The sequence below is a fragment of the Paenibacillus sp. OAS669 genome (assembly GCF_014873645.1).
In the GTDB taxonomy this organism is placed as follows: Bacteria; Bacillota; Bacilli; order Paenibacillales; family NBRC-103111; genus Paenibacillus_S; species Paenibacillus_S vulneris.
The window spans coordinates 32,352-56,729 of sequence record NZ_JADBDR010000023.1 but is presented as its reverse complement, the minus strand read 5'-3'; the positions used below and the strand labels follow the sequence as shown (position 1 = coordinate 56,729).

At 49.2% G+C, this 24,378-nt stretch carries 20 protein-coding genes; 11 read left to right on the top strand and 9 right to left on the bottom strand.

What is annotated here, in order from left to right; all coding sequences use genetic code 11:
• Positions 1–147: 147 nt before the first annotated feature.
• Positions 148–1,563, top strand: coding sequence for an argininosuccinate lyase (gene argH, locus GGC63_RS32005; protein ID WP_192705731.1), 1,416 nt, complete (start codon positions 148–150; stop codon positions 1,561–1,563).
• A 130-nt stretch (positions 1,564–1,693) separates the two neighbouring features.
• Here argH and GGC63_RS32000 read toward each other — a convergent pair whose 3' ends face one another.
• Positions 1,694–3,250 (bottom strand): VanW family protein, encoded by a 1,557-nt coding sequence (locus GGC63_RS32000; protein ID WP_225948642.1) that lies wholly within the window; start codon positions 3,248–3,250, stop codon positions 1,694–1,696.
• Positions 3,251–3,472: 222 nt separating this feature from the next.
• Between GGC63_RS32000 and ftsE the strand changes: the two genes are divergently transcribed.
• The 5 genes from ftsE (at position 3,473) to GGC63_RS31975 (ending at position 9,400) form a co-directional block, all read left to right on the top strand.
• Positions 3,473–4,159: a cell division ATP-binding protein FtsE gene (gene ftsE, locus GGC63_RS31995; RefSeq protein WP_079914328.1), complete on the top strand. Its 687-nt coding sequence runs from the start codon at positions 3,473–3,475 to the stop codon at positions 4,157–4,159.
• Entirely contained in the window at positions 4,149–5,066 is a 918-nt protein-coding gene (gene ftsX, locus GGC63_RS31990) for a permease-like cell division protein FtsX (RefSeq protein ID WP_192705730.1), read from the top strand. The genes ftsE and ftsX overlap by 11 nt, the downstream gene beginning before the upstream one ends.
• Before the next feature lie 70 nt (positions 5,067–5,136).
• On the top strand, positions 5,137–6,417 hold the full coding sequence (locus GGC63_RS31985) for a murein hydrolase activator EnvC family protein (RefSeq protein WP_225948640.1): 1,281 nt from the start codon (positions 5,137–5,139) through the stop codon (positions 6,415–6,417).
• A gap of 86 nt (positions 6,418–6,503) precedes the next feature.
• Positions 6,504–7,952: a S41 family peptidase gene (locus tag GGC63_RS31980; protein WP_192705729.1), complete on the top strand. Its 1,449-nt coding sequence runs from the start codon at positions 6,504–6,506 to the stop codon at positions 7,950–7,952.
• Positions 7,953–8,110: 158 nt separating this feature from the next.
• Positions 8,111–9,400: a PDZ domain-containing protein gene (locus tag GGC63_RS31975; RefSeq protein WP_192705728.1), complete on the top strand. Its 1,290-nt coding sequence runs from the start codon at positions 8,111–8,113 to the stop codon at positions 9,398–9,400.
• 100 nt (positions 9,401–9,500) lie between these two features.
• On the opposite strand, the gene GGC63_RS31970 is transcribed toward GGC63_RS31975, so the two are convergent.
• Both GGC63_RS31970 and GGC63_RS31965 read right to left on the bottom strand, forming a co-directional pair.
• Positions 9,501–10,268, bottom strand: a complete 768-nt coding sequence (locus GGC63_RS31970; RefSeq protein WP_079914281.1) for a flagellar motor protein MotB — start codon at positions 10,266–10,268, stop codon at positions 9,501–9,503.
• Positions 10,252–11,043, bottom strand: a complete 792-nt coding sequence (locus GGC63_RS31965) for a flagellar motor protein (RefSeq protein ID WP_079914282.1) — start codon at positions 11,041–11,043, stop codon at positions 10,252–10,254. The genes GGC63_RS31970 and GGC63_RS31965 overlap by 17 nt, the downstream gene beginning before the upstream one ends.
• Before the next feature lie 264 nt (positions 11,044–11,307).
• On the opposite strand from GGC63_RS31965, the gene uvrB reads away from it, so the two are divergent.
• On the top strand, positions 11,308–13,305 hold the full coding sequence (uvrB, locus tag GGC63_RS31960) for an excinuclease ABC subunit UvrB (RefSeq protein ID WP_079914283.1): 1,998 nt from the start codon (positions 11,308–11,310) through the stop codon (positions 13,303–13,305).
• A gap of 146 nt (positions 13,306–13,451) precedes the next feature.
• Positions 13,452–16,334: an excinuclease ABC subunit UvrA gene (gene uvrA, locus GGC63_RS31955; RefSeq protein ID WP_192705727.1), complete on the top strand. Its 2,883-nt coding sequence runs from the start codon at positions 13,452–13,454 to the stop codon at positions 16,332–16,334.
• A 117-nt stretch (positions 16,335–16,451) separates the two neighbouring features.
• On the opposite strand, the gene GGC63_RS31950 is transcribed toward uvrA, so the two are convergent.
• On the bottom strand, positions 16,452–18,062 hold the full coding sequence (locus GGC63_RS31950) for a nitrite/sulfite reductase (RefSeq protein ID WP_192705726.1): 1,611 nt from the start codon (positions 18,060–18,062) through the stop codon (positions 16,452–16,454).
• A gap of 309 nt (positions 18,063–18,371) precedes the next feature.
• Between GGC63_RS31950 and GGC63_RS31945 the strand changes: the two genes are divergently transcribed.
• The gene (locus tag GGC63_RS31945) at positions 18,372–18,587 is read left to right on the top strand and encodes a hypothetical protein (RefSeq protein WP_079914285.1); all 216 of its coding nucleotides are present in this window, start codon (positions 18,372–18,374) and stop codon (positions 18,585–18,587) included.
• Positions 18,588–18,751: 164 nt separating this feature from the next.
• Here the strand turns inward: GGC63_RS31945 and GGC63_RS31940 are convergent, their stop codons facing one another.
• A complete protein-coding gene (locus GGC63_RS31940; protein WP_192705725.1) occupies positions 18,752–19,720 on the bottom strand; it encodes a sugar phosphate isomerase/epimerase family protein in 969 nt (322 codons plus the stop codon).
• A gap of 299 nt (positions 19,721–20,019) precedes the next feature.
• Between GGC63_RS31940 and GGC63_RS31935 the strand changes: the two genes are divergently transcribed.
• Positions 20,020–20,358, top strand: coding sequence for a hypothetical protein (locus GGC63_RS31935; RefSeq protein WP_079914287.1), 339 nt, complete (start codon positions 20,020–20,022; stop codon positions 20,356–20,358).
• On the top strand, positions 20,355–20,573 hold the full coding sequence (locus GGC63_RS31930) for a hypothetical protein (protein WP_079914288.1): 219 nt from the start codon (positions 20,355–20,357) through the stop codon (positions 20,571–20,573). The genes GGC63_RS31935 and GGC63_RS31930 overlap by 4 nt, the downstream gene beginning before the upstream one ends.
• Positions 20,574–20,644: 71 nt before the next feature.
• Here GGC63_RS31930 and GGC63_RS31925 read toward each other — a convergent pair whose 3' ends face one another.
• The 4 genes from GGC63_RS31925 to GGC63_RS31910 form a co-directional block, all read right to left on the bottom strand.
• Entirely contained in the window at positions 20,645–21,796 is a 1,152-nt protein-coding gene (locus GGC63_RS31925) for an MBOAT family O-acyltransferase (RefSeq protein WP_079914289.1), read from the bottom strand.
• 132 nt (positions 21,797–21,928) lie between these two features.
• A complete protein-coding gene (locus GGC63_RS31920) occupies positions 21,929–22,897 on the bottom strand; it encodes a hypothetical protein (protein ID WP_192705737.1) in 969 nt (322 codons plus the stop codon).
• Between the two features lie 21 nt (positions 22,898–22,918).
• Positions 22,919–24,115: a hypothetical protein gene (locus tag GGC63_RS31915; protein ID WP_192705724.1), complete on the bottom strand. Its 1,197-nt coding sequence runs from the start codon at positions 24,113–24,115 to the stop codon at positions 22,919–22,921.
• A 6-nt stretch (positions 24,116–24,121) separates the two neighbouring features.
• A complete protein-coding gene (locus tag GGC63_RS31910) occupies positions 24,122–24,373 on the bottom strand; it encodes an acyl carrier protein (RefSeq protein WP_079914291.1) in 252 nt (83 codons plus the stop codon).
• Positions 24,374–24,378: the final 5 nt, after the last annotated feature.

Genomic DNA, 24,378 nt, shown 5'->3' with positions numbered 1-24,378 from the left:
CAGAAGGGGATATCCCACCGGAGTACCAAAGCTATTTTTCAGATTTTCAGGTTTCTCGACAAACTTAGCTTTCCTAGAGGAAAGCTCGTTAGTATTGCTTACGAAGTCAACTTTCCTCCGGAAAGTTCTTAGAAAGGGGCAGCAGCCGTGTCAAAGCTTTGGGGTGGACGATTTACTAAAAAAACGGACCAGCTGGTGGAGGAGTATACGGCTTCCATCATGTTCGATAAAGAGCTGGCTGAAGAAGATATTCAAGGCAGCTTGGCTCACGTAACGATGCTTGGCAAATGCGGAATTTTGCCGCAGGAAGATGTGGAGACCATCAAGGACGGGTTGTTGAAGGTGCAAGGCACGATCCGCCGCGGGGAAATGGAGTTCTCTGTCAGCGACGAGGACATCCACATGAACATTGAAAAAGCCCTGATCGAAGAAGTTGGACCTGTAGGTGGCAAGCTGCACACGGGACGCAGCCGTAACGACCAGGTCGCTACCGACATGCACTTGTATTTGCGCAAACGTGTGGTGGAATTCGTTGGGCTGTTGAATAAGCTTCAGGAAGCATTGATCGAGCAAGCGAAGAAAAACCTCGATACAATCCTTCCTGGCTATACGCATCTTCAGCGCGCTCAGCCGATTTTGTTCGCCCATCATCTGATGGCCTATGTATCGATGTTCCAGCGCGATATCGAGCGTTTGCAGGACAGCTACAAACGCATTAACGTGCTGCCGCTCGGAGCGGGAGCTCTGGCGGGAACGACATTCCCGATCGATCGTCATTTCGTGGCTCAGCAGCTGGGCTTCGACGGTGTGTATGAGAATTCCCTGGACGCCGTCAGCGACCGCGATTTTATCATCGAGTTTCTGTCCAATGCTTCCATGATTATGATGCACCTGTCCCGCTTGAGCGAAGAATTCATTCTTTGGTCTTCGACAGAATTCCATTTCATCGAGCTTGACGATGCATTTTGTACGGGAAGCAGCATCATGCCTCAGAAGAAAAATCCGGACGTACCGGAGCTTGTTCGCGGAAAAACCGGCCGTGTATACGGCAACCTGTTCGGCTTGTTGACGGTGCTTAAGTCACTGCCTCTTGCCTACAACAAGGACATGCAGGAGGATAAAGAAGGCATGCTGGACACGGTTCGTACGCTCCAAGGCGCCCTTCAGCTGTACGCCCCGATGGTCAGCACCATGAAGGTCAATAAGGATCGCATGCGTCAAGCGGTTAACCAGGACTTCTCTAATGCAACGGATATTGCGGACTACTTGGTTAACAAGGGCCTGCCTTTCCGCCAAGCACATGAAGTTATCGGTAAAACAGTACTCTACTGTATCCAAAACGGCAAATTCCTGCTCGATCTGAAGCTGGAGGAATTCCACCAGTTCTCAACTCTTTTCGAGCAGGATATCTATAAAGTATTGCAGCCGGAGCAGGTCGTTAACGCCCGTAACGTTTACGGCGGTACGGCAAGCAACCAGGTTAGCGAAGCTATTGCTCGTGCTGAGGCAGTGATCAACCATACGAACGAATGGTTCGAGCAGTACAGTAACAAAAGCCAATAAATGTGAATGGTTGATGAAATAAACGAAAGCGGCTGGCAGAGAGGTGACTCTGTCCAACCGCTTTTTTTAATGGGCTCCCCTCATAGTATCTGACCACTTCGAAACCTGGGCTTCGCTTTGAGGGATTGTTTTACCGGAAAGTCGGCCCTTTCACGCCGTCCTCTATAAGTGGGGCTTCCGGCTGCCGGTTGTTCGGTTCTGCGGCACTGCCTTGGTTGGTAGCAATGATGGTAGGTTGAGCGGCATACGTGTCATGAGAAATCCTTTCCCTGCTTATCTCGACTCCATTTTTCATTTTGATCCGGTACGTATCGACGACGTAGCCGGTTTTTCCTGTGCTGATGGTCTGTTTTTTTCCTTTGGGGAGCGTCGGGTTTAAGATGTATTTGATGGAAGGCTGCAGCTTTTCGATAGTAGTCGACTCGATGGCGTAGGTAATATCCGTTGGCGTTTGTCCGAATAATTTGACGGTAATCTGGCGGTCGTCCGTATAGGTACGAATCAGCAGGTGCTTCTCCGTATTGTTGCGGAATTTGAAGTTGATATGGCCGCTTGCAAAGGTGGCGTCCTGCCCTAGTGGAACATAGCTGACCGGAAGGGAGTGGTTGCGTCGCTCGACGATTTGCAGGCCTGCGCGAAGCACGGCATTGTACAGAGTGGACGAAACCTGGCAGATCCCGCCTCCGATACCCGGCACCAGCTTGCCGTTGAGAATGACGGGTGCTTCCTTGAAGCCGAATTTGGCTTCGGTTTGGGCGATATAGGTTGCGTAATCGAAGGTTTCCCCGGGCTTTAATAACACATCTTGGATAGATTGGGCTGTAGAGCGTATATTGTGAATCCGCCCATCGCCGTTTTGCGGGTATGTTGTTGTAAACTCGCTGATTTTACGCTCAATTCCTTGGGCTTGCAGCATGCTGATGGTGACGGCAGGCTCCTGCTTTACCAAAGGGAGCACGACAAGAAACGGCGTTTTCCCCGCAGGCAATACCACGGGCGCTGCCTCCTCCTGAACCCGCTGGACCGCTCCTTCTCCGGAGTGATTTTCCCCCGGGTAGTCCGCAAAGCGCCGCCCATCCTTTCCCACTGTCCAACCGATGGTTCCCATGGAAGGAAGAATTCGCTGCAGCTGCTGAAGCAGCTCCGGTTCATGGATACGCATGACGGCTGTTTCGGGAACATAGCTGATCATGTCGTTCGGACCTACAATTCTTTGAGCATCGACAGGCTGTCTATTGTACAGCTCCGGAAATCCGCGCATAAGTGTGGCATGAAGCTTGGCAGCATCGAAGGTAGGGGCCAGGGGCCACTCTTCATTGCGGATATGCCAGCGATAGGCGGCTCTGTGAAACAAGGAGCCCGTTTTGAGCGGTTGAAGCCGGTCGATCACGTCCTGCAGGGAGAGATCCAATCCGAGCTGATCCAGCATCCAGTCTGCAGGCTGAAACGGAACATCGGGCTGCTTGCTGACCATCCGGACTGTTTGCTGCAGTAGCAGCTTTTTTTTGTCCTCCAGTTGGCGCTCGAATTCAAGAATCGGTAAACCGCCGACGTCCCAGTTATCTACGGTTAAGCCTGCGGGAAGCGTTCGCTGCGATCCGTACCAGGCCATGGCTGCACAGGCGGCACCGGCAAACAGCAGCAAGCCTACAATCGCCTGCCATATCAACATGCGCTGACGCGTCATCGGTTTCGTCTCCTTTGGTTTCATGGTTCCATGACAAGCTCTGCTCGTACATATTGATATATATGCTGTCATTTCGGAAATTTGCCTGTGGGAATATTCGTGTTTTCTACAAAAAATGCCGGGGTAAATGTGAAAATGTGTTGAAAATCTTTTACGCGTAAAGGAATTTACCTGTTTATGTCGAAAGGATATAAGCTAGCTAAAAATTCAGGATGTGATACCGTGATTGAAATGCATGACGTTTGGAAGACGTATCCCGATGGAAGTCAGGCGTTGCGAGGCATCAATGTCAAGGTGGACCGCAATGAGTTCTTGTATGTGGTAGGTCCGTCGGGTGCAGGAAAATCGACATTTATGAAATTGATTTATAGAGAAGAGCGGCCTACGAAGGGAAGTATTTTTGTAAACGGATTTAATTTGGAAAAGCTGAAGCAGCGCAAGATTCCGTATGTGCGCCGCAATATCGGTGTTATCTTTCAGGATTTCCGCCTGCTTCCCAAGCTGACTGTGTATGAGAACATTTCCTTTGCAATGGAGGTTATTGAAGCACCCAAAAAGCTGATCCGCCGGCGTGTGCAGGAGGTTCTTGAGCTCGTCAGGCTGAAGGACAAAGCCGGCTCTTTGCCGACGCAATTATCTGGCGGAGAGCAGCAGCGGGTAGCGATCGCCAGGGCTATCGTGAACAACCCTTCGGTCATCATTGCCGATGAGCCTACGGGTAACCTCGACCCCGATACATCCTGGGACATTATGAAGCTGATGGAAGAGATCAATTTTCGTGGTACGACGATCATCATGGCTACACACAACAAAGAAATCGTAAACACGATGCGCAAGCGTGTTCTGGCTATTGAACAGGGACAAATTGCCCGTGACGAAGTTAGGGGTGAATACGGCTATGAGGATTAGCACAGGCTTCCGCCACTTACGGGAAGGCGGTAAAAATGTGATCCGCAATGGCTGGATGACGTTCGCTTCGATAAGCTCAATTGCCATTTCGTTATTGATATTAGGTGTATTTTTACTGCTGACGCTGAATGTGAATTATCTCGCTCAGCAAATCGAGCAGCAGGTTGAGATTCGCGTTTACCTGGATGTGAACATTACCAAGGAGCAGACGGCATCCCTGCAAACGGAGATTGCCTCTATAGCCAATGTTGCCAACGTTACCTTCATATCGAAGGACGAAGGACTTAATTACTTGCGGGACAAGCTCGGCGATAGCGGAAAGTCTTTGCTGGAAGGATTTGACGGAGACAATAACCCTCTGAATGATTCCTTTACCGTCGAAGTGGTAGAGCCCCGTCAGGTAGGAACGGTTGCCCAGCAAATCAGCGATCTGAACAACGGAAAAGCCTCCAAACCAATTTATCGTGTCAGCTACGGACAGGGAACGGTGGAAACGATGTTTAAGGTTACCCAAATCGTTCGTAACATCGGACTTGTGCTGGTAGCAGGGCTTGCATTGACGGCTATGTTCCTCATCGCCAATACGATCAAGATTACTATTGTAGCGCGTCGCCGCGAGATTGGCATCATGAAGCTGGTCGGGGCGACGAACTCCTTTATTCGTTGGCCATTTTTTATCGAGGGTGCTTTACTGGGCATTGTAGGATCCATTATTCCTACCGCCATTTTGTTATATGGTTACTGGGAATTGATGAGCTCGACACAGCTTGATTTGAACTTGCTGATGATTAAGCTGCTGCCTTTTAATCAGATATACTATTCGATGTCGGGTCTGCTGCTTGGAATCGGCGTGTTAATCGGGATCTTTGGCAGCACCTTGTCCGTACGAAAGTTTTTGCGAGTGTAGCATAGATGGTGTAAACAAGCTTAAGCCATATCCGGCTAAGGAATGAATCTAGTTGGGGAGGAAACGAAAGTTGAAGAAGTCCGTTCTATCACTGGTCGTTACCGCGGGGATGGCAAGTACGCTGCTTGTGCCGCAGCTGTCCTTTGCTTTGTCCGAATCGCAAAAGATTCAGCAGCAGCTGGATCAACTGAAGAAGCAGCAAAATTCCACCCAGCAAAAGGCTACCGAAACCCAGCAGGAAATAAGCAAGGTACAGCAGGATAAACAGCAGGTGGAAGCTGAGGTCAAAAGCATCATTAAGCAGATCGAAGATGAGAATTTGAAGCTGAACAAATTGAATGAGCAAATAGCGGATACGAAGGATAAGCTGACAGAGAACAGCAAGCTGCTGGACGAGCTGAAGGCCCAAATCGAGGCCCGCGATGTGCTGCTAAAATCTCGTCTGCGTCTTATGTACATGAACGGTGTCGTATCGTATGCGGACGTTCTGCTTAGTTCTACGAGCTTTGGGGATTTCCTGGACCGCATGAACGCGCTGAGGGCTATTGTGAATCAGGATAAAGAAATATTGCAGGCGAACCAACGGGATAGGGAAGCCAAAGAAGTGAAGCAAAATCAGATTGAGCAGGAGTTCAAGCAGGTAAGTGATCTATATAGCCAGTCTGCTGCAATCAAAGCTAGCCTGGTGGCTAAGGAGAAAGATAAGGAAGTCAAAATTGCCAGCCTGTCCAAAAAGGAAAAAGAGCTTGAAGACATCAGCGAGGATCAGGAGCAGCAGCTTCTTCAATATGCCCGTAAGTCGGCTGCTTTAGCGGAGCAAAAGCGTAAAGCGGCTGCGGCAGAGGCTGCGAAAGCTGCAGCGGATGCGGCGGCCAAGGCGAAGGCAAGCGGAAATAGCGGCAGCAGCGGTGGAGGCGGTTCTACAGCCTCGGCGGCACCAACATCCACCTCCGGGGGCAAATTCGGCTATCCGTTAGCTAAAGTAGCTCCGATGACTTCGGATTTCGGATACCGTTCCGACCCGTTCACCGGCGCCAAGAAGCTGCATAAAGGCATTGACTTGGGTGCCCCTAACGGCACGGATATTTTGGCGGCAGCAGAGGGTGAAGTCATTGTCGCTTCCTGGTGGAGCGGTTACGGCAACACGGTAATCATTGACCATGGGAACGGTTACTGGACGCTATATGGACACATTCGCAATGGAGGTACGGTAGTAGAAAAAGGAGACCATGTGAAGCGCGGCCAAAAAATCGCGGAAGTGGGCTCTACAGGAGAATCCACTGGCAACCATCTGCATTTTGAGGTGCGCATTAACGAAGATCCGGTTGATCCGAAACCGTATTTAAAATAAAAACCGCTGTTAATAATTTCTAATAGCTTGTCATATAATACAGAGACGAGTTCACCAAGGCAGGAACAAAGGCGGTGTAAAGGGCAATGACGTTTAAGGGACGTACGGTTTTAGCATTTATTTTGTTGGCTATGTTCGCCAGCAGCATTATGACGCTTACGATTGTAAATCCGTCCATGTTTGCCGGTGCCGGGAAGGAAGGCTCCACGGCTACGGTGAAATCAGGGTTAACTTCCAAGGACATGAACAAAATAGCAACGACGTATCAGCTGATACAGAACAAATTCCTATCTGAGGTCGATCATGAAAAGGTCGTCAACGGAGCCATTAACGGAATGCTCGCCACATTGGACGATCCTTTCACCGTGTATATGGACCAGAAGGAAGCGAAGCAGTTTGACGAAAGCATCACATCCTCGTTCCAAGGGATTGGCGCTGAGGTATCTACGGAAGACGGCAAAGTAACGATCGTGGCTCCCATCAAGGGCTCTCCGGCGGAGAAAGCGGGCCTGCATGCCAAGGATGTCATTCTGTCGGTGAACGGAGAGAAATTGGACGGGCTGACGCTGAACCAGGCCGTGATGAAAATCCGCGGTCCGAAAGGAACCCAGGCGAAGCTTGAAATCCTGCGTCCGGGTACTCAGGAGCCGATCCAAATGATCGTGGTTCGTGATGACATTGACGTAGAAACGGTCTACGCCGAGATGCTTCAAGGCAATATCGGGAAAATCGAAATTCGCCAGTTCTCCACGAATACGGCCAAACGCTTCAAGGAAGAGCTGCAAAACCTGGAATCCAAAGGAATGAAGGGGCTTGTCATCGACGTTCGTAACGATCCGGGCGGCTTACTGCAGGCTGTAGTGGAGATTGCAGAGCCGTTTATTGCCAAAGGCAAACCGATTGTCAAGATCGAGGACCGTAACGGCAAGCAGGAGGATACACCGTCCCAGGGAGCGGGAAAAAGCTATCCGGTCACCGTTCTGATGAACAAAGGAAGCGCAAGTGCTTCCGAAATATTGGCCGGCGCTCTTCGTGACTCCGCTGGTAGCAAGCTGGTCGGGGAAACCTCCTTCGGAAAAGGGACGGTACAGGTGCCGTTCGAGAAGGAAATGGGCGATGGAAGCAATATTAAGATGACCGTATACAAATGGCTGACGCCGAACGGAACATGGATTCACAAAAAAGGGATTACTCCCGACATTGCTGTTGAACAGCCGGCTTATTTTAAAGTAGCTCCATTGACGAAAAAGGCGACCCTTAAGCCTGATTCGATTGGCGATGACGTGAAGAACCTGCAAATCATGCTGACCGGACTCGGAATGAATCCGGATCGGACCGACGGCTACTTTAGTGAGAAGACCGCTGCAGCTGTAAAAGCATTCCAACGTCTTCATAACTTGCCGGTCACCGGTGAAGTTGACGTAGAAACAGCCAATCAGCTGGAAAAAGCGATCTTGAATGAAATCAAAGATCCGAAGAACGATCTGCAGCTGAAAGCGGCCGTTCAGGAAATCCAATCGGCTATAACCAAATAAGGTCTGTTGGAAAAATGGAATCGTAGAAGGAAAAGCCCCTATAGGCGTCGAATGGTAAAGAAGGTTGGACTCGTCCAGCTTTCTTTCTTTTTTTGAACCCATGAATGATGTACGATAGGCGGTCATGCCTTTATCCTTGTGTACAAAGGAGCAGCCTAATGAACTTATTAGCGGATTTGGCTTACCAAGGGCTTCACGCCTTGCTGCAATTGCTGTTGCATCCGTTCTATTATGTAGGGATTTTATTTATAGTGCTTCAGTATCGAAGACAGATTCAATTAGAACGCAAGCTATTTCATACCAAGCTGCATTCATTAATATCGGAAACATGGCGGGCGCTGCTATGGGGATGGATTGGCGGCCTGCTCGCGTCCGTTCTTATGGCCGTTGTTGGAGCAACCATTCAGCCGGAGGCCGTTGTCCTGCTATGGATTATTTCTTTGTTGCTGATCTTGTTCCGTGTCCGGTTTCTATGTTGGGCTTATGCGGTCGGGGCTATAGGAATCATTCAAGTGCTGGTCAGCACAATAGGCACTATATCGGACATAATGCCAGCTTGGTTGCTGGAGCCTTTACGAAGCCTTAACGTGCCGACGCTGCTTGCTCTTGTGGCTGTGCTTCACTTAATTGAAGCTATTCTGGTTCGGTTGCAGGGGGCGAGAACGGCCACGCCGATGTTTTACGAAAGCAAGCGCGGGAAAATTGTCGGCGGTTATCACATGCAGGGATTTTGGCCTGTCGCTTTGTTTTTGCTGGTGCCGCTTCAGGGAGGGAACGTTCATCCATTGCCCTGGACTCCGCTGTTAGGCGGTGAATTATGGAGCGGTGGCTGGACGATTGTCGGTTTCCCCGTCATGATCGGCTTTGCAGAATTAACGATGTCCCGGCTGCCGCAAATGAAGGCCAGGCTGACGTCCAGATTGTTGGCATTGTATGCCTGCCTCGTCCTGCTCCTTGCGATTGCCGTTCATGAATGGCCTGTAGTGACCTTGGCCGCTTCCCTCTTATGCATTGCGCTGCATGAAGGGCTGCTCTTGTTCAGCCGTTGGGACGAAGCCAAGCGCAGTCCGATATTTGTACACGATCAGAGGGGCTTAAAGGTACTGGCCATACTGCCCGGGAGTCCTGCGGACGAGCTTGGCATTGTGCCAGGCGAAATACTTCATAAAGTCAATGGAATGCCGATACGAACCAAAAGTGAGCTTCACCAGGCTATGCAAGTGAATTCGGCCTTCTGCAAGCTGGAAGTATTGAACTTGGCGGGGGAGAGTAAATTTTTGAAGCGGGCCATGTTCTCGGGAGAGCATCATCAATTAGGTATTTTATTGGCCCCGGATCAAGATGCAATGTACTATGCCGTAGAGAAGCAGACCCCTATTTTCGCTTATATGAGAAGAAAGCTGGTCGGATTGCTCAGCAAGCCTTCCGATACGACGAAGCCGATGTAACGTATAGAGAATAGTAAATTGAAAAGCTGCCGGGGATATCCCCGACAGCTTTTTTTCGAACCGATATTAATCATTTTACCGATAACCTAGTGGTGTATGATCAGCTTTTACCTCTGAGAACGACAATTTCGACACGGCGGTTTTTGGCGCGGTTCTCGACGGTATCATTGTCGGCGACAGGCCGGGTATCGGCGTAGCCGGTCGAGATGAAGAGCTTCGGATCCAAGCCGTCATTATATACAAAGTAGCGAAGCACCGATAGGGAACGTTCGTTCGACAACCCCCAGTTATCCTTATAGAGCGAACCCGTCGCTAGCGGAAGGTTATCCGTATGCCCCTCAATGCTGATCGTCGTATCCTTCAGAGTAGGGAACAAGCTGGCCAATTGGTTCAATATCGGGTAGGCATCCTTTTTCAAATCGGCCTTTCCAAGATCGAACAGGAACAGATCGTTCAGTGTCACCGCAACTCCTCTTGGGGTATTGGCGGCGGACACTTGGGCCTGCAGGTTGTTTTGCTGAATGTACTGCTGAACTTGTTCCAGCAAGTTTTGCAGCTGCTTTTCGCGCTGCTCCAGTTCTTCGCGTTCTTTCTTATCCTTCTCGTTGTTCTCGGTTTTCTCGCCTTCCTGTGACTTGGCGGTGCTTACGCGGCCGAGAACCCCTTCACCCTGTGGCAGCACCGTATCCGACTTCTTAAATTCAAAGCTGAGCGCTGAGGCCAGGACCGAATACTTTTCATTATCGATTTTACTCATGGCGTACATGATGATAAAGAAAACCAGAAGAAGCGTGATCAAGTCGGAATAAGTAATTAACCATCGTTCATGGTTCTCGTGGGCTGCGTGCTTTTTATTTCTCCTCGCCACCGGTATCACCTTCGCTTTCCGGTTTCTTCTGCTCTTGGTGTAGGAACGATTTCAATTTTTTCTTGATCAGCTGCGGATTTTCACCGGCTTGCAGCGCCAAAATCCCTTCCAGCATAAGCTCCATTTCGGAGATTTGCTCCTTGCTGCGGACTTTGATCTTTTGGGCAAGCGGCATGTAAATAACGTTAGCGGATGCAACCCCGTACAAGGTGGCGGCAAAAGCGACCGCGATTGCAGGTCCTAATGTGCTTGGCTCGGAAAGGTTGCCCAGAACGTGGATCAGACCCATTACCGTACCGATGATCCCCATCGTTGGCGCAAAACCGCCGGCGGATTCAAAAATTTTGGCCCAGCCTTCGTGATGATGCTCCAACGCATCCATTTCGAGCTCCAAAATTTGTCTTGTCAATTCAGGATCGGTGCCGTCAACGACCATCATCAAGCCATCGCGCAAAAAGTCGTTGCTGTGCTCCTGCGCACGCTGCTCCAAGGCAAGTACGCCTTCCCGTCTGGCAACTGTAGCCATGTCGACCAGCTCGTCGATGATAGCGCCTGGATCGCGCTTGGTTTCTTTAAATGCCATTTTCAACGCTTTTGGCGTTTCCTTCAACGTTGACATTGGAAAGCTTACTACAACCGCTCCAATGGTTCCGCCGAATACGATCAGCATGGCACTTGGGACTATCAGTGCAGAAATATGTCCTCCATCCCACATGTAACCGCCGATTAGGGCGCCCAAGCCGAATACAATACCTAGAATTGTTGTCAAATCCATTTTTCGTACCACCCCTAGTTCGAGTAAATGAGAATGCTTCTTGTTTTTTTTAATCCGTTCTTCGGCTGTGGCTGCAGCATAGAAGTGGAAGACTTATGCGTTTGCAACATAACCTGAAAAAAGGTATAATATATGGGAACAAATATTCCTATAGAGGAAAAAGTCGAACGGAGTCAACCTGCGTCGATGTGACGCATAGTATTTATCGGAAACATCCCGGCAAAAGTTTATAGAGAATGATCTTTTTCAATAGGCGGTGAAGAAATGAACGATGTAGTGATGAGTGACAAGCGCTTTGAGCTGGTATCCGAGTTTTCCCCTCAAGGGGATCAGCCCAAGGCCATAGAGAAGCTTTTAGAAAGTATCCGATCAGGGAAAAAGCATCAGACGCTGCTTGGAGCGACAGGAACGGGGAAGACGTTTACAGCAGCTCAGGTTATTGCACAGCTGAATAGGCCTACACTGTTAATTGCCCATAATAAGACGCTGGCTGCGCAGCTGTGCAGTGAGCTGAAGGAGTTTTTTCCGAATAATGCGGTTGAATATTTTGTAAGCTACTACGATTATTATCAGCCTGAGGCCTACATTCCTTCATCCGATACGTTTATTGAAAAAGACTCGAGCATAAATGATGAGATTGATAAGCTTCGCCACTCCGCTACCAGCGCGCTGTTCGAGCGCCGCGACGTCATTATCGTAGCGAGTGTCTCCTGTATTTACGGTTTGGGTTCTCCAATGGAGTACCGGAACCTGGTGATGTCCCTGCGTGTCGGAATGGAGCGTTCGCGCAATGAGATCTTGCATAGACTGATCGACATCCAGTATCAGCGCAACGATATGAATTTTGTTCGCGGCACGTTCCGTGTTCGGGGGGATGTCGTAGAGATTTTCCCGGCTTCACATAGCGAGCATGCCGTTCGTGTGGAGCTCTTCGGCGATGAAATCGAACGGATTACGGAGATTGATGTCCTGACCGGCGAAATTCTGGGCGAGCGGGATCATATCGCTATTTTCCCGGCATCCCACTTCGTAACCCACGAGGATACGATGAAGCGGGCGCTTGTCGATATAGAGCGTGAGCTGGAGGAACGGCTGGAGGAGCTTCGCGGTCAAGGCAAGCTGCTGGAGGCCCAGCGGCTTGAGCAGCGGACGCGCTACGACATCGAGATGATGCAGGAGATGGGCTTCTGCTCGGGCATCGAGAACTATTCAGGCCCCCTCACGTTCCGCGAGCGCGGAGCTACGCCTTATACCCTGTTCGATTACTTCCCTGACGATATGCTGATTGTCGTGGACGAGTCGCACGTGACGCTTCCGCAAATTCGCGGGATGTATAATGGAGACAGGGCGCGTAAGGAAGTGCTGGTAGAGCACGGCTTCCGTCTGCCTTCGGCTTTGGATAACCGTCCGCTGCGCTTCGAGGAGTTCGAGAAGAAGATCACCCAAGCGCTGTATATTTCGGCTACTCCAGGACCTTACGAGCTGGAGCATTGTCCGGAAATGGTGGAGCAAATCATTCGTCCGACCGGCTTGATCGATCCCGAGATCGAGGTTCGTCCGACCAAAGGACAGATCGATGATCTGCTTGGGGAGATTCAGGACCGGATTCGCAAGGATGAGCGGGTGCTCGTTACCACATTAACGAAGAAGATGGCCGAGGATTTGACAGATTACTTTAAGGAAATCGGCATTAAGGTACGTTACCTGCATTCGGACATCAAGACGCTGGAGCGGATGCAAATCCTTCGTGAGCTGAGGCTCGGTGTATTTCATGTGCTGGTAGGCATCAACCTGCTGAGAGAAGGGCTCGACCTGCCGGAGGTATCCCTGGTCGCTATTCTGGATGCAGATAAGGAAGGCTTCCTTCGTGCAGAGCGGTCGTTGATCCAGACGATCGGGCGGGCGGCGAGAAACGCTAACGGCCGGGTCATCATGTACGGGGATAAAATAACCGACTCTATGGATAAAGCGATACGCGAGACGAATCGCCGTCGTGAAATCCAGATGGCCTATAACAAGCAGCACGGGATTACGCCGCAGACGATTCAGAAGAAGGTCCGCGACGTTATTGAAGCGGTCAAGGTTGCTGAGACCAAGGCGGATTATTTGACCGATGTGAAGCAGGCCAAGATGTCGAAGAAGGACCGCATGTCTTTAATCGAACGGTTGGAGCAAGAGATGAAGGAAGCGGCCAAAAACCTGCAGTTTGAGCGCGCCGCCGAGCTTCGCGATGCCGTTATGGAGTTAAAGGCAGAGCTTTAATGGGTATAATGTTGAAATAAAGATTCATGCATTGAATCTATAGTGAATAGATTAGAAATTCGGAAATGGCGGATTCTCCATCAAAGCGAGTACGGAAAGTAGAACAGCTGTCAGCTCCGTTGAATATGAAGGATGGTGGAAGGCAAGTGGCCAGAGATAATATTGTGATTAAGGGCGCAAGAGCGCACAACCTGAAAAATATCGATGTAACGATTCCCCGCGACAAATTTGTAGTATTAACGGGGCTCAGCGGCTCCGGGAAATCATCTCTTGCGTTCGATACGATCTATGCGGAAGGACAGCGCAGATATGTGGAATCCCTGTCTGCCTATGCAAGGCAGTTTCTGGGCCAGATGGATAAGCCGGATGTGGACTCGATCGAAGGATTGTCACCCGCGATATCGATCGATCAAAAAACAACCAGCCGGAATCCTCGTTCGACCGTAGGTACGGTAACGGAAATCTACGATTATCTCCGGCTGCTGTTCGCCCGGATCGGGCGTCCGCATTGCCCGATTCATAAGATTGAGATTACTTCGCAGACCGTGGAGCAAATGGTCGACCGGATTATGGAGTACCCGGAACGTACCCGGCTGCAAATATTGGCTCCGATTATTTCCGGGCGCAAGGGCGAGCATACGAAGCTGCTGGCGGACATTCAGAAGCAAGGCTTCGTTCGCGTGCGCGTCAACGGAGAAGTCATGGATCTATCGGATAAAATTGAGCTTGATAAAAATAAAAAGTCCAACATAGAAGTCGTTGTGGACCGTATCGTCGTCAAGGCGGATGTGCAGGCTCGCTTGGCGGACTCTCTTGAAACGGCGTTAAAGCTGGGAAGCGGCCGCGTTATTGTCGATATATTGGAGCAGGAGGAGCTTCTGTTCAGCCAAAACCTGGCTTGTCCTGAATGCGGGTTCAGCATAGAGGAGCTCGCTCCAAGAATGTTCTCCTTCAACAGCCCATTCGGTGCTTGTCCTGACTGTGACGGCCTGGGCAGTAAAATGATAGTAGATCCGGATTTATTGGTTCCGGACCCGAAATTGACGATTGAGGACGGCGCCTTTGAGGCTTGGGCGGGAAGCACCTCGAATTATTACCCTCAATTTCTGGCCGCGGTATGCGATCATTACGGTATTCCGAGAAACGTGCCTGTAAGTGAGCTTACGGCAGAGCAAATGAAGAAGCTTCTTTACGGTACAGGCGGAGAGAAGGTTCGTTTCCGGTACGAGAATGATATGGGCCATAAAAAAGAAGCTATGGTCGCTTTCGAAGGGATTATTCCGAATTTGGAGCGCCGCTATCGCGATACGTTCTCGGATGGGATTCGTGAGCATATCGAGACCTATATGAGCTCCAAGCCTTGCAGCAAGTGTAAAGGACAGCGGCTGAAGCCGGAGACTTTGGCCGTTACGATTAACGGCAAAAATATCGCTCACGTGACCTCTCTATCGATTGGAGATTCACAAGAATGGTTCGAGTCCCTGCAGCTGAATGACAGGGAGTTTCAGATCGCTCACCTGATCTTAAAGGAAATCAAGGCACGGCTTGGATTCCTGGTCAACGTAGGGCTGGACTATTTGACGATGCATCGCGCCGCCGGTACGCTCTCCGGTGGAGAAGCGCAGCGCATACGCTTGGCTACCCAGATCGGCTCAAGCTTAATGGGCGTTCTGTACATTCTGGATGAGCCCAGCATCGGACTCCACCAGCGTGATAACGATCGATTAATTAAGACGCTGGAGCATATGCGTAATTTGGGCAACACCTTGATCGTCGTAGAGCATGATGAGGATACGATGCTGGCCGCTGATTATATTATCGATATTGGGCCGGGAGCGGGGATTCATGGGGGCAACGTAGTTTCCCAAGGCACTCCGAAGGAGATCATGGAGGATCCCCATTCATTGACAGGCCAATATTTAAGCGGCAAGAAGTTTATTCCTGTCAGCGCCGAGCGTCGTAAGCCTAATGGCAAATGGCTCGAAATCAAAGGTGCCAAGGAAAACAATCTGCGTAACGTCAATGTCAAATTTCCATTAGGCGTGTTCACCTGCGTCACCGGTGTATCCGGATCCGGCAAAAGTACGCTGATCAATGAGCTCCTGTATAAAACATTGGCCAAGGAGCTGAACGGAGCCAAGGTACGTCCCGGTGAATACCGTGAATTTGTAGGTCTGGAGCATGTCGATAAAGTCATCGACATCGATCAGTCGCCTATCGGGCGAACTCCACGATCCAACCCGGCTACGTATACCGGTGTGTTCGATGATATTCGCGACGTCTACTCCGCTACCAATGAAGCCAAGGTACGCGGCTACAAGAAGGGCCGTTTCAGCTTCAACGTCAAAGGCGGACGCTGCGAGGCTTGCCGAGGAGACGGCATTATCAAGATTGAAATGCATTTCCTGCCTGACGTGTATGTACCATGCGAAGTTTGCAAGGGCAAGCGATACAACCGGGAAACGCTCGAAGTGCATTACAAAGGGAAAAATATCTCGGAAGTGCTGGATATGACCATTGAGGATGCATGCGAGTTTTTCAAAAACATTCCGCGTATCCACCGCAAGCTGCAAACCCTTCTGGATGTAGGCTTAGGCTATATGAACCTGGGGCAACCGGCGACAACCTTATCCGGCGGCGAGGCGCAGCGCGTGAAGCTGGCAGCCGAGCTGTACCGTAGAAGCACCGGCAAGACAATTTATATACTGGATGAGCCTACCACAGGGCTTCATATCCATGATATCGACCGTCTGCTTAAGGTACTGCATCGATTGGTAGAGAGCGGCGAAACGGTCCTCGTGATCGAGCATAACCTGGATGTTATCAAAACCGCAGATTATTTGATCGATCTCGGTCCAGAAGGCGGCAGCAAAGGCGGTACCATCGTAGCTACCGGAACACCGGAAGAAGTGGTGAAGGTGGAAGGCTCCTATACCGGCCGTTACTTGAAGCCAATCTTGGAGAGAGATAGAGCTAGATCCGAAGATTATGCTCAACGTATCAAACAGATGGAAGACGCTGCTGTATAATAAATTTCGGCATCGCCCCGACTTGGACGAGTTAGGGGCAATGTCGTGCAGATAGCCCGATAAAACGCCAAAAAGCTTGGTTCCTCACAGGAGGACCAAGCTTTTTGTTTCAATACATTAAGAAGCAAGAACCGAAGTCAATTTGTCTTGGAAGGCACCGATGCCTACACGATGAACAAATTGATGGAAGGTTTCATCTTCACTGCGGTTTTCTTTGTAATACAGAATCAGCTGTTCCAGGACAGGGCCAACATTATCGCCTTTGACGCGGCCTTTCAACACTTGGTTGAATTGAGCGCCTGGGCCCAGAATACCGCCTACTGCGATATCGAATGCATCGACCATTCCTTCAGGAGTCTTAACAAGCGCTCCTTGAAGGCCGATATCGGCGATGTGCTTTTGACCGCATGCATTCGGGCAGCCGATGAAGTGGATTCGGATTTCCTCGTCCAGCTCTACGTTAGCATCCAAATATTCAGCGACGAGTACGGCTCTTTTCTTTGTTTCTACAACGGCCAGGTTGCAGAACTCGTTGCCGGTACAGGATACGGTACGGCTCAAAAAATGCTTAGGATTCGGAGTCAGGCGTTCCATGATTTTTTCTGCCAAAGCAGATTCAACCTTCTCCGTAGGGATGCCGGACAAAATAATATTCTGGGAAACCGTTGTACGGATAGTTTTGTCTCCATACTCGTCCGCAATGCGAGCCAGCTCAGTAAGCTCCGCATCATCCAGGCGTCCTACGGGCACGCTTAGGCCGATGTAGTTCAAGCCTTCTTGCTTTTGCGGATGCACGCCATCAAAATAAGCAGCCTTCCAGCCAACAACCTTATCTTCACCGAGAGCTGGCATATCACCGATCAGCTTGATAAGCTCCTCCTTGAACTTCTCAGCACCCCAGTCTGCCACAAGGAATTTCAGGCGGGCATGGTGGCGTTTTTCACGGTAGCCATGATCACGGTAAATGGTGGTTACGCCGATTGCGACCTTCAAAACCTCTTCCGGTCTCACGAACAGGTCGAGCTTCTTAGCCAAATGAGGCTTAGCCGACAATCCGCCGCCGACCCATACGTGGAAGCCGACAACTTCTTGCCCATCGATCACCTTGGCAGCTGGCGTAAACGCCAAACATTGGATTTCAGCATGACCGGAGTTATAAATATTAGAAGAAATGGACATTTTATATTTACGCGGCAAGTTAGAGAAATCACGGTTCAATAAGAAGAAATCATTGACTTCGTTGACCAGCTGCGTTGTATCCATAAGCTCATCTTTATCGATACCGGCGAGAGGGTTTCCTACGACGGTACGAGGGCAGTCTCCACAAGCTTCATAAGAGTACAAGCCTACGGATTCCAGACGTTTGAAGATGTCAGGTATATTCTCGATGCGAAGCCAGTGAAACTGTATAGCTTGTCTGGTTGTAACATCCACAAGACCGCGGCCGTAATCTTTGGCTATAGAAGCCAACACCCGGGCTTGGTCCGAGGTCATGATCCCTGAGTTGATACGCACACGCATCATGAAATGACCGTCTTTCGGTTTTTGCTCATACACACCGGCCCACTTGAAGCGATTCATATCGTCTTCGGTGATAGCGTCGTAGCCTTCGTGAGCGTATTTCTCAATAATGGTACGGATGACATCGAGGCCGTCTTTTTCCAGCTTTTGCAGTTCAACCTTGTTAAGCTTGGAAGGGTCAGCCGCCCAAATTGCTTCATAAGCCATGTTGTTTATGCTCCTCCTTTAAAGCGTAAATCCGATGAAAATAGTATGAAAAGATCAACCTAATAGTAACATTTTTAAGAGGATACGTAAATCGCAATAGAGGAGCTATATATAAGGTTTTCTTATAAATAATGTCTGGTATCGTTATAACAGTAGTTGGTTAGTATAAGGAAATATGAGGAGTCTAAAGGCTGCCAATACAGGAAATGTTGACAAACTTGTTACACTTCCTATTTATGGCTTGCACTTCAAGACGACTCAAGATAAGATAGAAAATAAGCATTTTTGTACATTGAAGGAGGTCTCTCGATGTTTTTGGCTGAAGAGGCAGCGCAAGCAGCGAGTAAATTCACCGGTTTTGACCCATTCGTAATTTTGTTTACTATAGTTATTGCGATCGGCGTTCTGCGGTTATTGGGTGCTGCTAAGAAAAATCCTTTTGCCATCGGCTTCAGTTTGATCAGCTTGATCGTGTTTCTGATCATGGACGTCGTTATGGTCATGAATTGGATGGACAAATTGTAATACGGAACGGGACCTAAGTATCAATAATAATGCTGCGGCTTTATGAAAGCGGCAGCTATCTGCATGTGCAGATGTATAACTCAAGCCTGTAGGAGCGTTCTAACAGGTAAAGAAGCCCTGGATCTCATGGAGACCAGGGCTTTTCGCTTGCCATAACGGGCTGGTTATACCCACCACATTTCGCCTAGCGGCTCTCTAATCAATACTTGCTGCAGGTTTTGCACGGCTTTGGTGAAGCCCTCTTCCACAGACATCAACCCATCCTCATGCTCAATGCTGACCACATAGTCGTAACCAACGAGACGTAAAGTGCTAATGATGTCTGCCCAGGTTTTGAGATCATGGCCGAAGCCGACGCTGCGGAACTGCCAAGCGCGATCAAGCATCGCCGTATAAGGCTGCATGTCGGTCAAACCGTGTTTATTGACATTAATCGGGTCAATGGTCGTATCCTTGGCATGGAAATGATGGATAGCTCCTGCACGGCCAAGAATTTGAATCGCATGCACCGGATCGATACCTTGCCACCACATATGGCTCGGATCCAGATTGGCGCCGATGACATCGCCGGCGGCTTCACGAAGACGCAGCAGAGTAGCCGGAGTGTGAACGGAGAATCCGCCGTGAAGCTCCAGACCGATTTTTACATTGCGATCGGCAGCATATTTCCCGGTCTCGGTCCAATAAGGAATGACTTTATTAGTCCACTGCCAATCCAAAATTTCCTGATAATCCGGAGGCCAAGGGGCTACAGGCCAGTTCGGGTATTTGGCATACTCATGATCACCCGGGCAGCCGGAGAATGTATTGACGACAGGCACTTCCAGCTTCTCGGCAAGCTGAATGGTTTTTAGAATCAATTCCTGATGTTCTTGGGAAATGGCTTTTTGCGGGTGAAGCGGATTGGCATGGCAGCTTAGAGCGCTTATAAAGAGCCCGCGGGATTCAATCGCTTGTTTGAACGCTTTCAACTTGCTTTCGTCAGCAAGAAGCACGTCCGGATCGCAATGCGCATTGCCCGGATAACCGCCTGTACCCAATTCCACTGCATCCAAGCCTTTAGATGCTATAAAGTCCAATGCTTCTTCGAAAGGTTTTTGTCCAAAAAGTACTGTAAAAACGCCTAATTTCATTTGACACCTCCGAAAAAATAGAAAATGTACGCGTGTACGCGATCATTTCGATTATAGCATTGTTTGGCTTCCGCTCCTAGTGCAACTTATGGACAAGTCAAGATATGTGGAAATCAATAGGAAAAAAATAAACTTCGACAGTTTGTCTCGACAGCATTCCCATTTCTTTGCAGGAAGTATCCAGTACAATAATGAAGGCGCCAATTTACTGAGGAAAAGAGGTGTATAGTAAAGCCGAGCAGCGGCGGTGTCGGTCGATCGCGGATGTCAAAACTTTTTGAAGAGAGGGCGGATCAAATATGTATAACAAAGATACCCAAATCGTTGAAACGGTTTCTGGCCAATGGCTTCGTTTCCCTAATCACTTTAAAAAGTCCACATGCTTGGTTGAATTATCCAATCAAATTTCCCTTAATATCGATATCAAGTCGGGCAACGTACACATTCATAAGAAGGACCATAACCAAGTATACCAGCACATCGGCGATGTGTTTATTTCGGCGTCAAGCAATAATCAAATTCAATGTCATGTTTTCCAAACGGCCAATAGTGAAATGATGGATTCGGTATTCTCCGGTCTGCTGCAGACGGGTAACGGGCAAAGCGAGGAAACGCTAGAGAAGGAGGAATCAGCTTGAGAATCCGGTTTCAGGACAAAGAAATTCCGGTTACGTTCGTCTCAAGTGATCATAAAATGATTCCGCAGTTAATTTATGCATTGAAAGCAAAAGGGGATGAGAAGCAGGGCGGTTCCATTGATGTAGAATCCTTGGAACGAATTGAAGTCATTGGAACGGAAGCGTACTTATATTCCAAAGCCAATCCGGGAAAATGCTATCTGGCCCTGTATTAAGCAAAAGAAAAGAGTCTGACGTTCCTAATGAGAGAACGAAAGACTCTTTTTAAAGTTCGGTTTGTCCGGCCTTAGAAAGGCCAATGGAACAAGCCACGGTAAATTTTCAAGACGGTTTCCAGGTTACCGCTATAGACGATTACGGAAAGCGTTACAATGGCCTGGGTCAAGGCACAACGGTATAGGAAATAGGCTCGGGACACCTTTTTCTTGTTGACCGTCGATTTGCCCAGCAAGGTTTCCAGAGCGATGACGATACCATGGTAAAGACCGTAGAAAAAATAAATCCAGCCGAAGCCATGCCACAGGCCGATCAGGACCATAATGAGAATCGACAATGCTGCTCCGGTCCATTTGGTAGGGGCTTTTCGCGTGAAAAACATAAAAATATGATCGCGGAACCAGTCGCCGAGTGTTGCGTGCCAATTGCGCCAAAATTGGGTGAGTGTAGGCGATTGAAACGGCTTCTTGAAGTTTTCCGGGATGGTGTAGCCCATAAGCCGGCCAAATCCGATCGCAATGTCGGAATATCCTGAAAAGTCGAAAAATAGCGTAATATAGAACCAAATCATCAGAAAGACGGATTGGTGCGTATACAGCTCCTGATTCTGTACATGATGGAACACATCCGTCATCCAGGTGACGACAACCAGCTTTTTGAACAAGCCGAGAATGATCCGCTTAATCCCTTCCTCCACTTGACTGGAGCTGACCTGATAAGGCTTTTTGGCATCGGCCATAAAGTCACGAAACTTCAGGATCGGCCCGGATGTAAAAGTAGGGACGAACAAGATGTAGTTGGCATAGTCGATCACGGCTGCCCGGGCATCTTTGCCGAAGAAGTAAGCAAAATAATGAGCATCAATGACCTTAAGCACGTTATAGATCAATGTCAGTGCAATGATGGCGTCATAAAGCGGGCTTTCGGTCGGCTCCATGCCGAGAAGCCTCATTCCGGAAACAGCTCCTACATTCAGTACGATGAGCAGGATGAACCAGAACAGTCTCCACTTTTTGACATGGCACAGCCATAAAAAGGCCAAATAGTTCAGCGCGGTATAGATGATATAAAAGAGAAAGAGCTTCTTGCTGAACAGGAGCAAGAAACAAAGATTGAACGCCAGCAGCAAGATTCGCTTGTTGTGCGGCCACCAACGGGTGAGGGCCAGAACGATGATCATTCCGATGAGCGCCATGACCGCGTTCATGTTCATAAAAAACATAGGTTTACTCCTTCGGTCCTTCTAGTAAAGAACCCCGTTCCGTAAATACTCCGTTTTAAAATCCTTCGTAAATAAAAATACCTTTGCCGGTAAAATAGATCAATACCATGATCAGCATTGCCGTATAAACAATCACTTCGATGATTTTGCGAGCGAAAGGAGCCATGCGTCAACCTCCTTCGTAAATACCGGCGCGCCTTCCTGACGGCTTAAGTGAACGAGATCGTGAAAGAGCGACTTGTCGTACTTTTGCAGCAAATCCAATACAGGGACGTTATAGGAGGCTAGCCGCTGATTCACATCCGCCTGCAATCCTGGCATATAACGCGGCAGCTCGTAAGCTTTATTCCACGGCATCCAGACCACACGAAGCTTCAGATGATGCTCTTGGGCGTAGGCGAGTATCCAATCCAGCGCCGCAAGATTCTCCTTATAATCATTGCGGGACATCCAGCCGAAGCGTTGGTCGTATTCGCCCCATTTTTTCTTCAGCTCTTCGTCGGTTTTGTGCCCGAAGTAAAGCTCTTTATCAATCCAACGCGGCTGATAAGCCAAAGGATGCTCCTTACTCAGCTTAAGCGTCTCCGGAAAAGCGGCGCAGCTATTTATAGCAGAAGCATCCTGCTTGAGAAGCCCCTGATATAACCCGCAGGCGACCTCGGTACCCGTATCCCGGAAATAATCGCGGTAAGCGTACACATAAGGCTGGTACCAAAGCTTAAACCATGGATAAGTGGGGTCGGTTTCCAGGCTGTCGATCATGGTATGGACGTCTATACCGATGACCAGCTCGTCTTCAACATGGAAAAGCTGCCGTTCCAAAATTGCTTTCAGATCGGTCAGCTTGCCGTAGGAGAGTCCCATCTCTATTAATTTGGCGTTCGACTTTTCCTCTATATACGCACCGGTTACAGCCGAATTGCCGAAGAATACAGGGCCGTGATCCTGCCATTGATGGTGGTATAACGTTTTGGTAAAGTCGTTTTTATAAAATCGGCGCGACGTCACCATCGGATCCCACAGGCTAATGAGAAGATCCGACAGGACGAAAACGACGATCAGCAGCAGCACAAAGCTGTTTTTGCGAAAAAAAGCGCTCAGTTTCATAAGGAACCTACATCTTTACAACGATTTTTGCTGCCAGGCATGGTACTGCTCACGGAAAGCGGCAGGCCAATTCGATTCTTCCAATCCGTATTGAGCCAAGAACGCAAATGCCCAGCGCTCGATGCCGAAGCCGACGCAGCCGGTGACTGCATTGCGTTTGCCCATCTTGATGTTAAATGCCGTACCGAACGTATTGCTGTGGAAATTGATGGAGCTGCAGGCGATCGATTTGTTAACATAAGGAACCGTCAACCGAAGCTCGTATTTCATTTCCTGATTCCGCTGGAAGGACGCCTTGGTTTGGAAATCATTCGTGAAGAACGGGTCGTTAGCGATTTCCAGCATGCTGTCTACATTCCATTCAACGGCCAGCTCTTTGATATATTCGATTGAACGAAGCCGGTTTTCTTTGACGAACTCCGGTTTCCCTACGAAAATAATCTCGCGCATGCTGAAATCGAGCAAGCGGCCGAAGTCGCTATGATTGCGCGATTCAAAACGGTGGCATTTGGAGATAGCCGAGACGATAAGACCATCGCCCTCAAGCGTTTCGTTCTGAAGGCCTTCGTAGCAGTGGTAGCACGTCGATGGGTTCATCGTAAACTTCGGCTTCGGCATGGTCTGGTTAAGATCCAACGGAGCATCCTGCTTCCAGCCTCCGGCATCGCGAATCGATTGGGAGAAGGATTCAATAATCTCGAGATCCTCGCGCAGATGCGTAAGAAAGTGGATATGCTCCGGGAAGGAGGTGAAGTGATTTGTTTTGTTCAAAGTATCGGCATGAATGACGGCCGGATACGATTCCTCCTTGACTCCCTCGAATCGATTGGCGACCTTGGTTACGAAGGAATAGTCGAAGAAACGCATCAGACTTGAGAACGGCTCGCGGAAAATAAATAAGCCCGGCTCAAGCACTTTAATGATTTTACGGTCTACGAGCTCGGAAATAATGTCGCCTTCATAAGGGGTATCGACTTTATGCTCGAATAAAATATTTTCTTTAAAGCCAAAATCACCCTGCGAGAAACGGGTAATTAAACGGCGTACGTGCGCTTCAATCGCCTCGTTGCCCTTGGCCGATTCATGAGTGATATAGATCTTGTTATCGTCAATCCGAATATCGCGGATTTGCTCGTCGATGAAGGCGGCGGCATATTTCAATTGTCCGTGCTGGCTAGAAGCCAATCCCTCTAGGGATACGACGCATTCCATAATCAATTACCTCGCAGTCTTGGTCTGAATGAAATCGGCGATTTCTCGCACTGTATTCATAGAATAAAGCATCAGGTCCTGATTCGTCACTTGGATCCCATAGGTTTTCTCGATATGAGCAATCAACGCGGTAGCTCCGATAGAATCAATATAGCCGTAGTCGAACAAGTGGACATCTACGGTAAAATCGTCATCGTCCTCTTCAATTTCATAGCGGTTGCGGATATGCTCTTCGAGCTGCTGAAGCAAGTCTTGCATGAAAA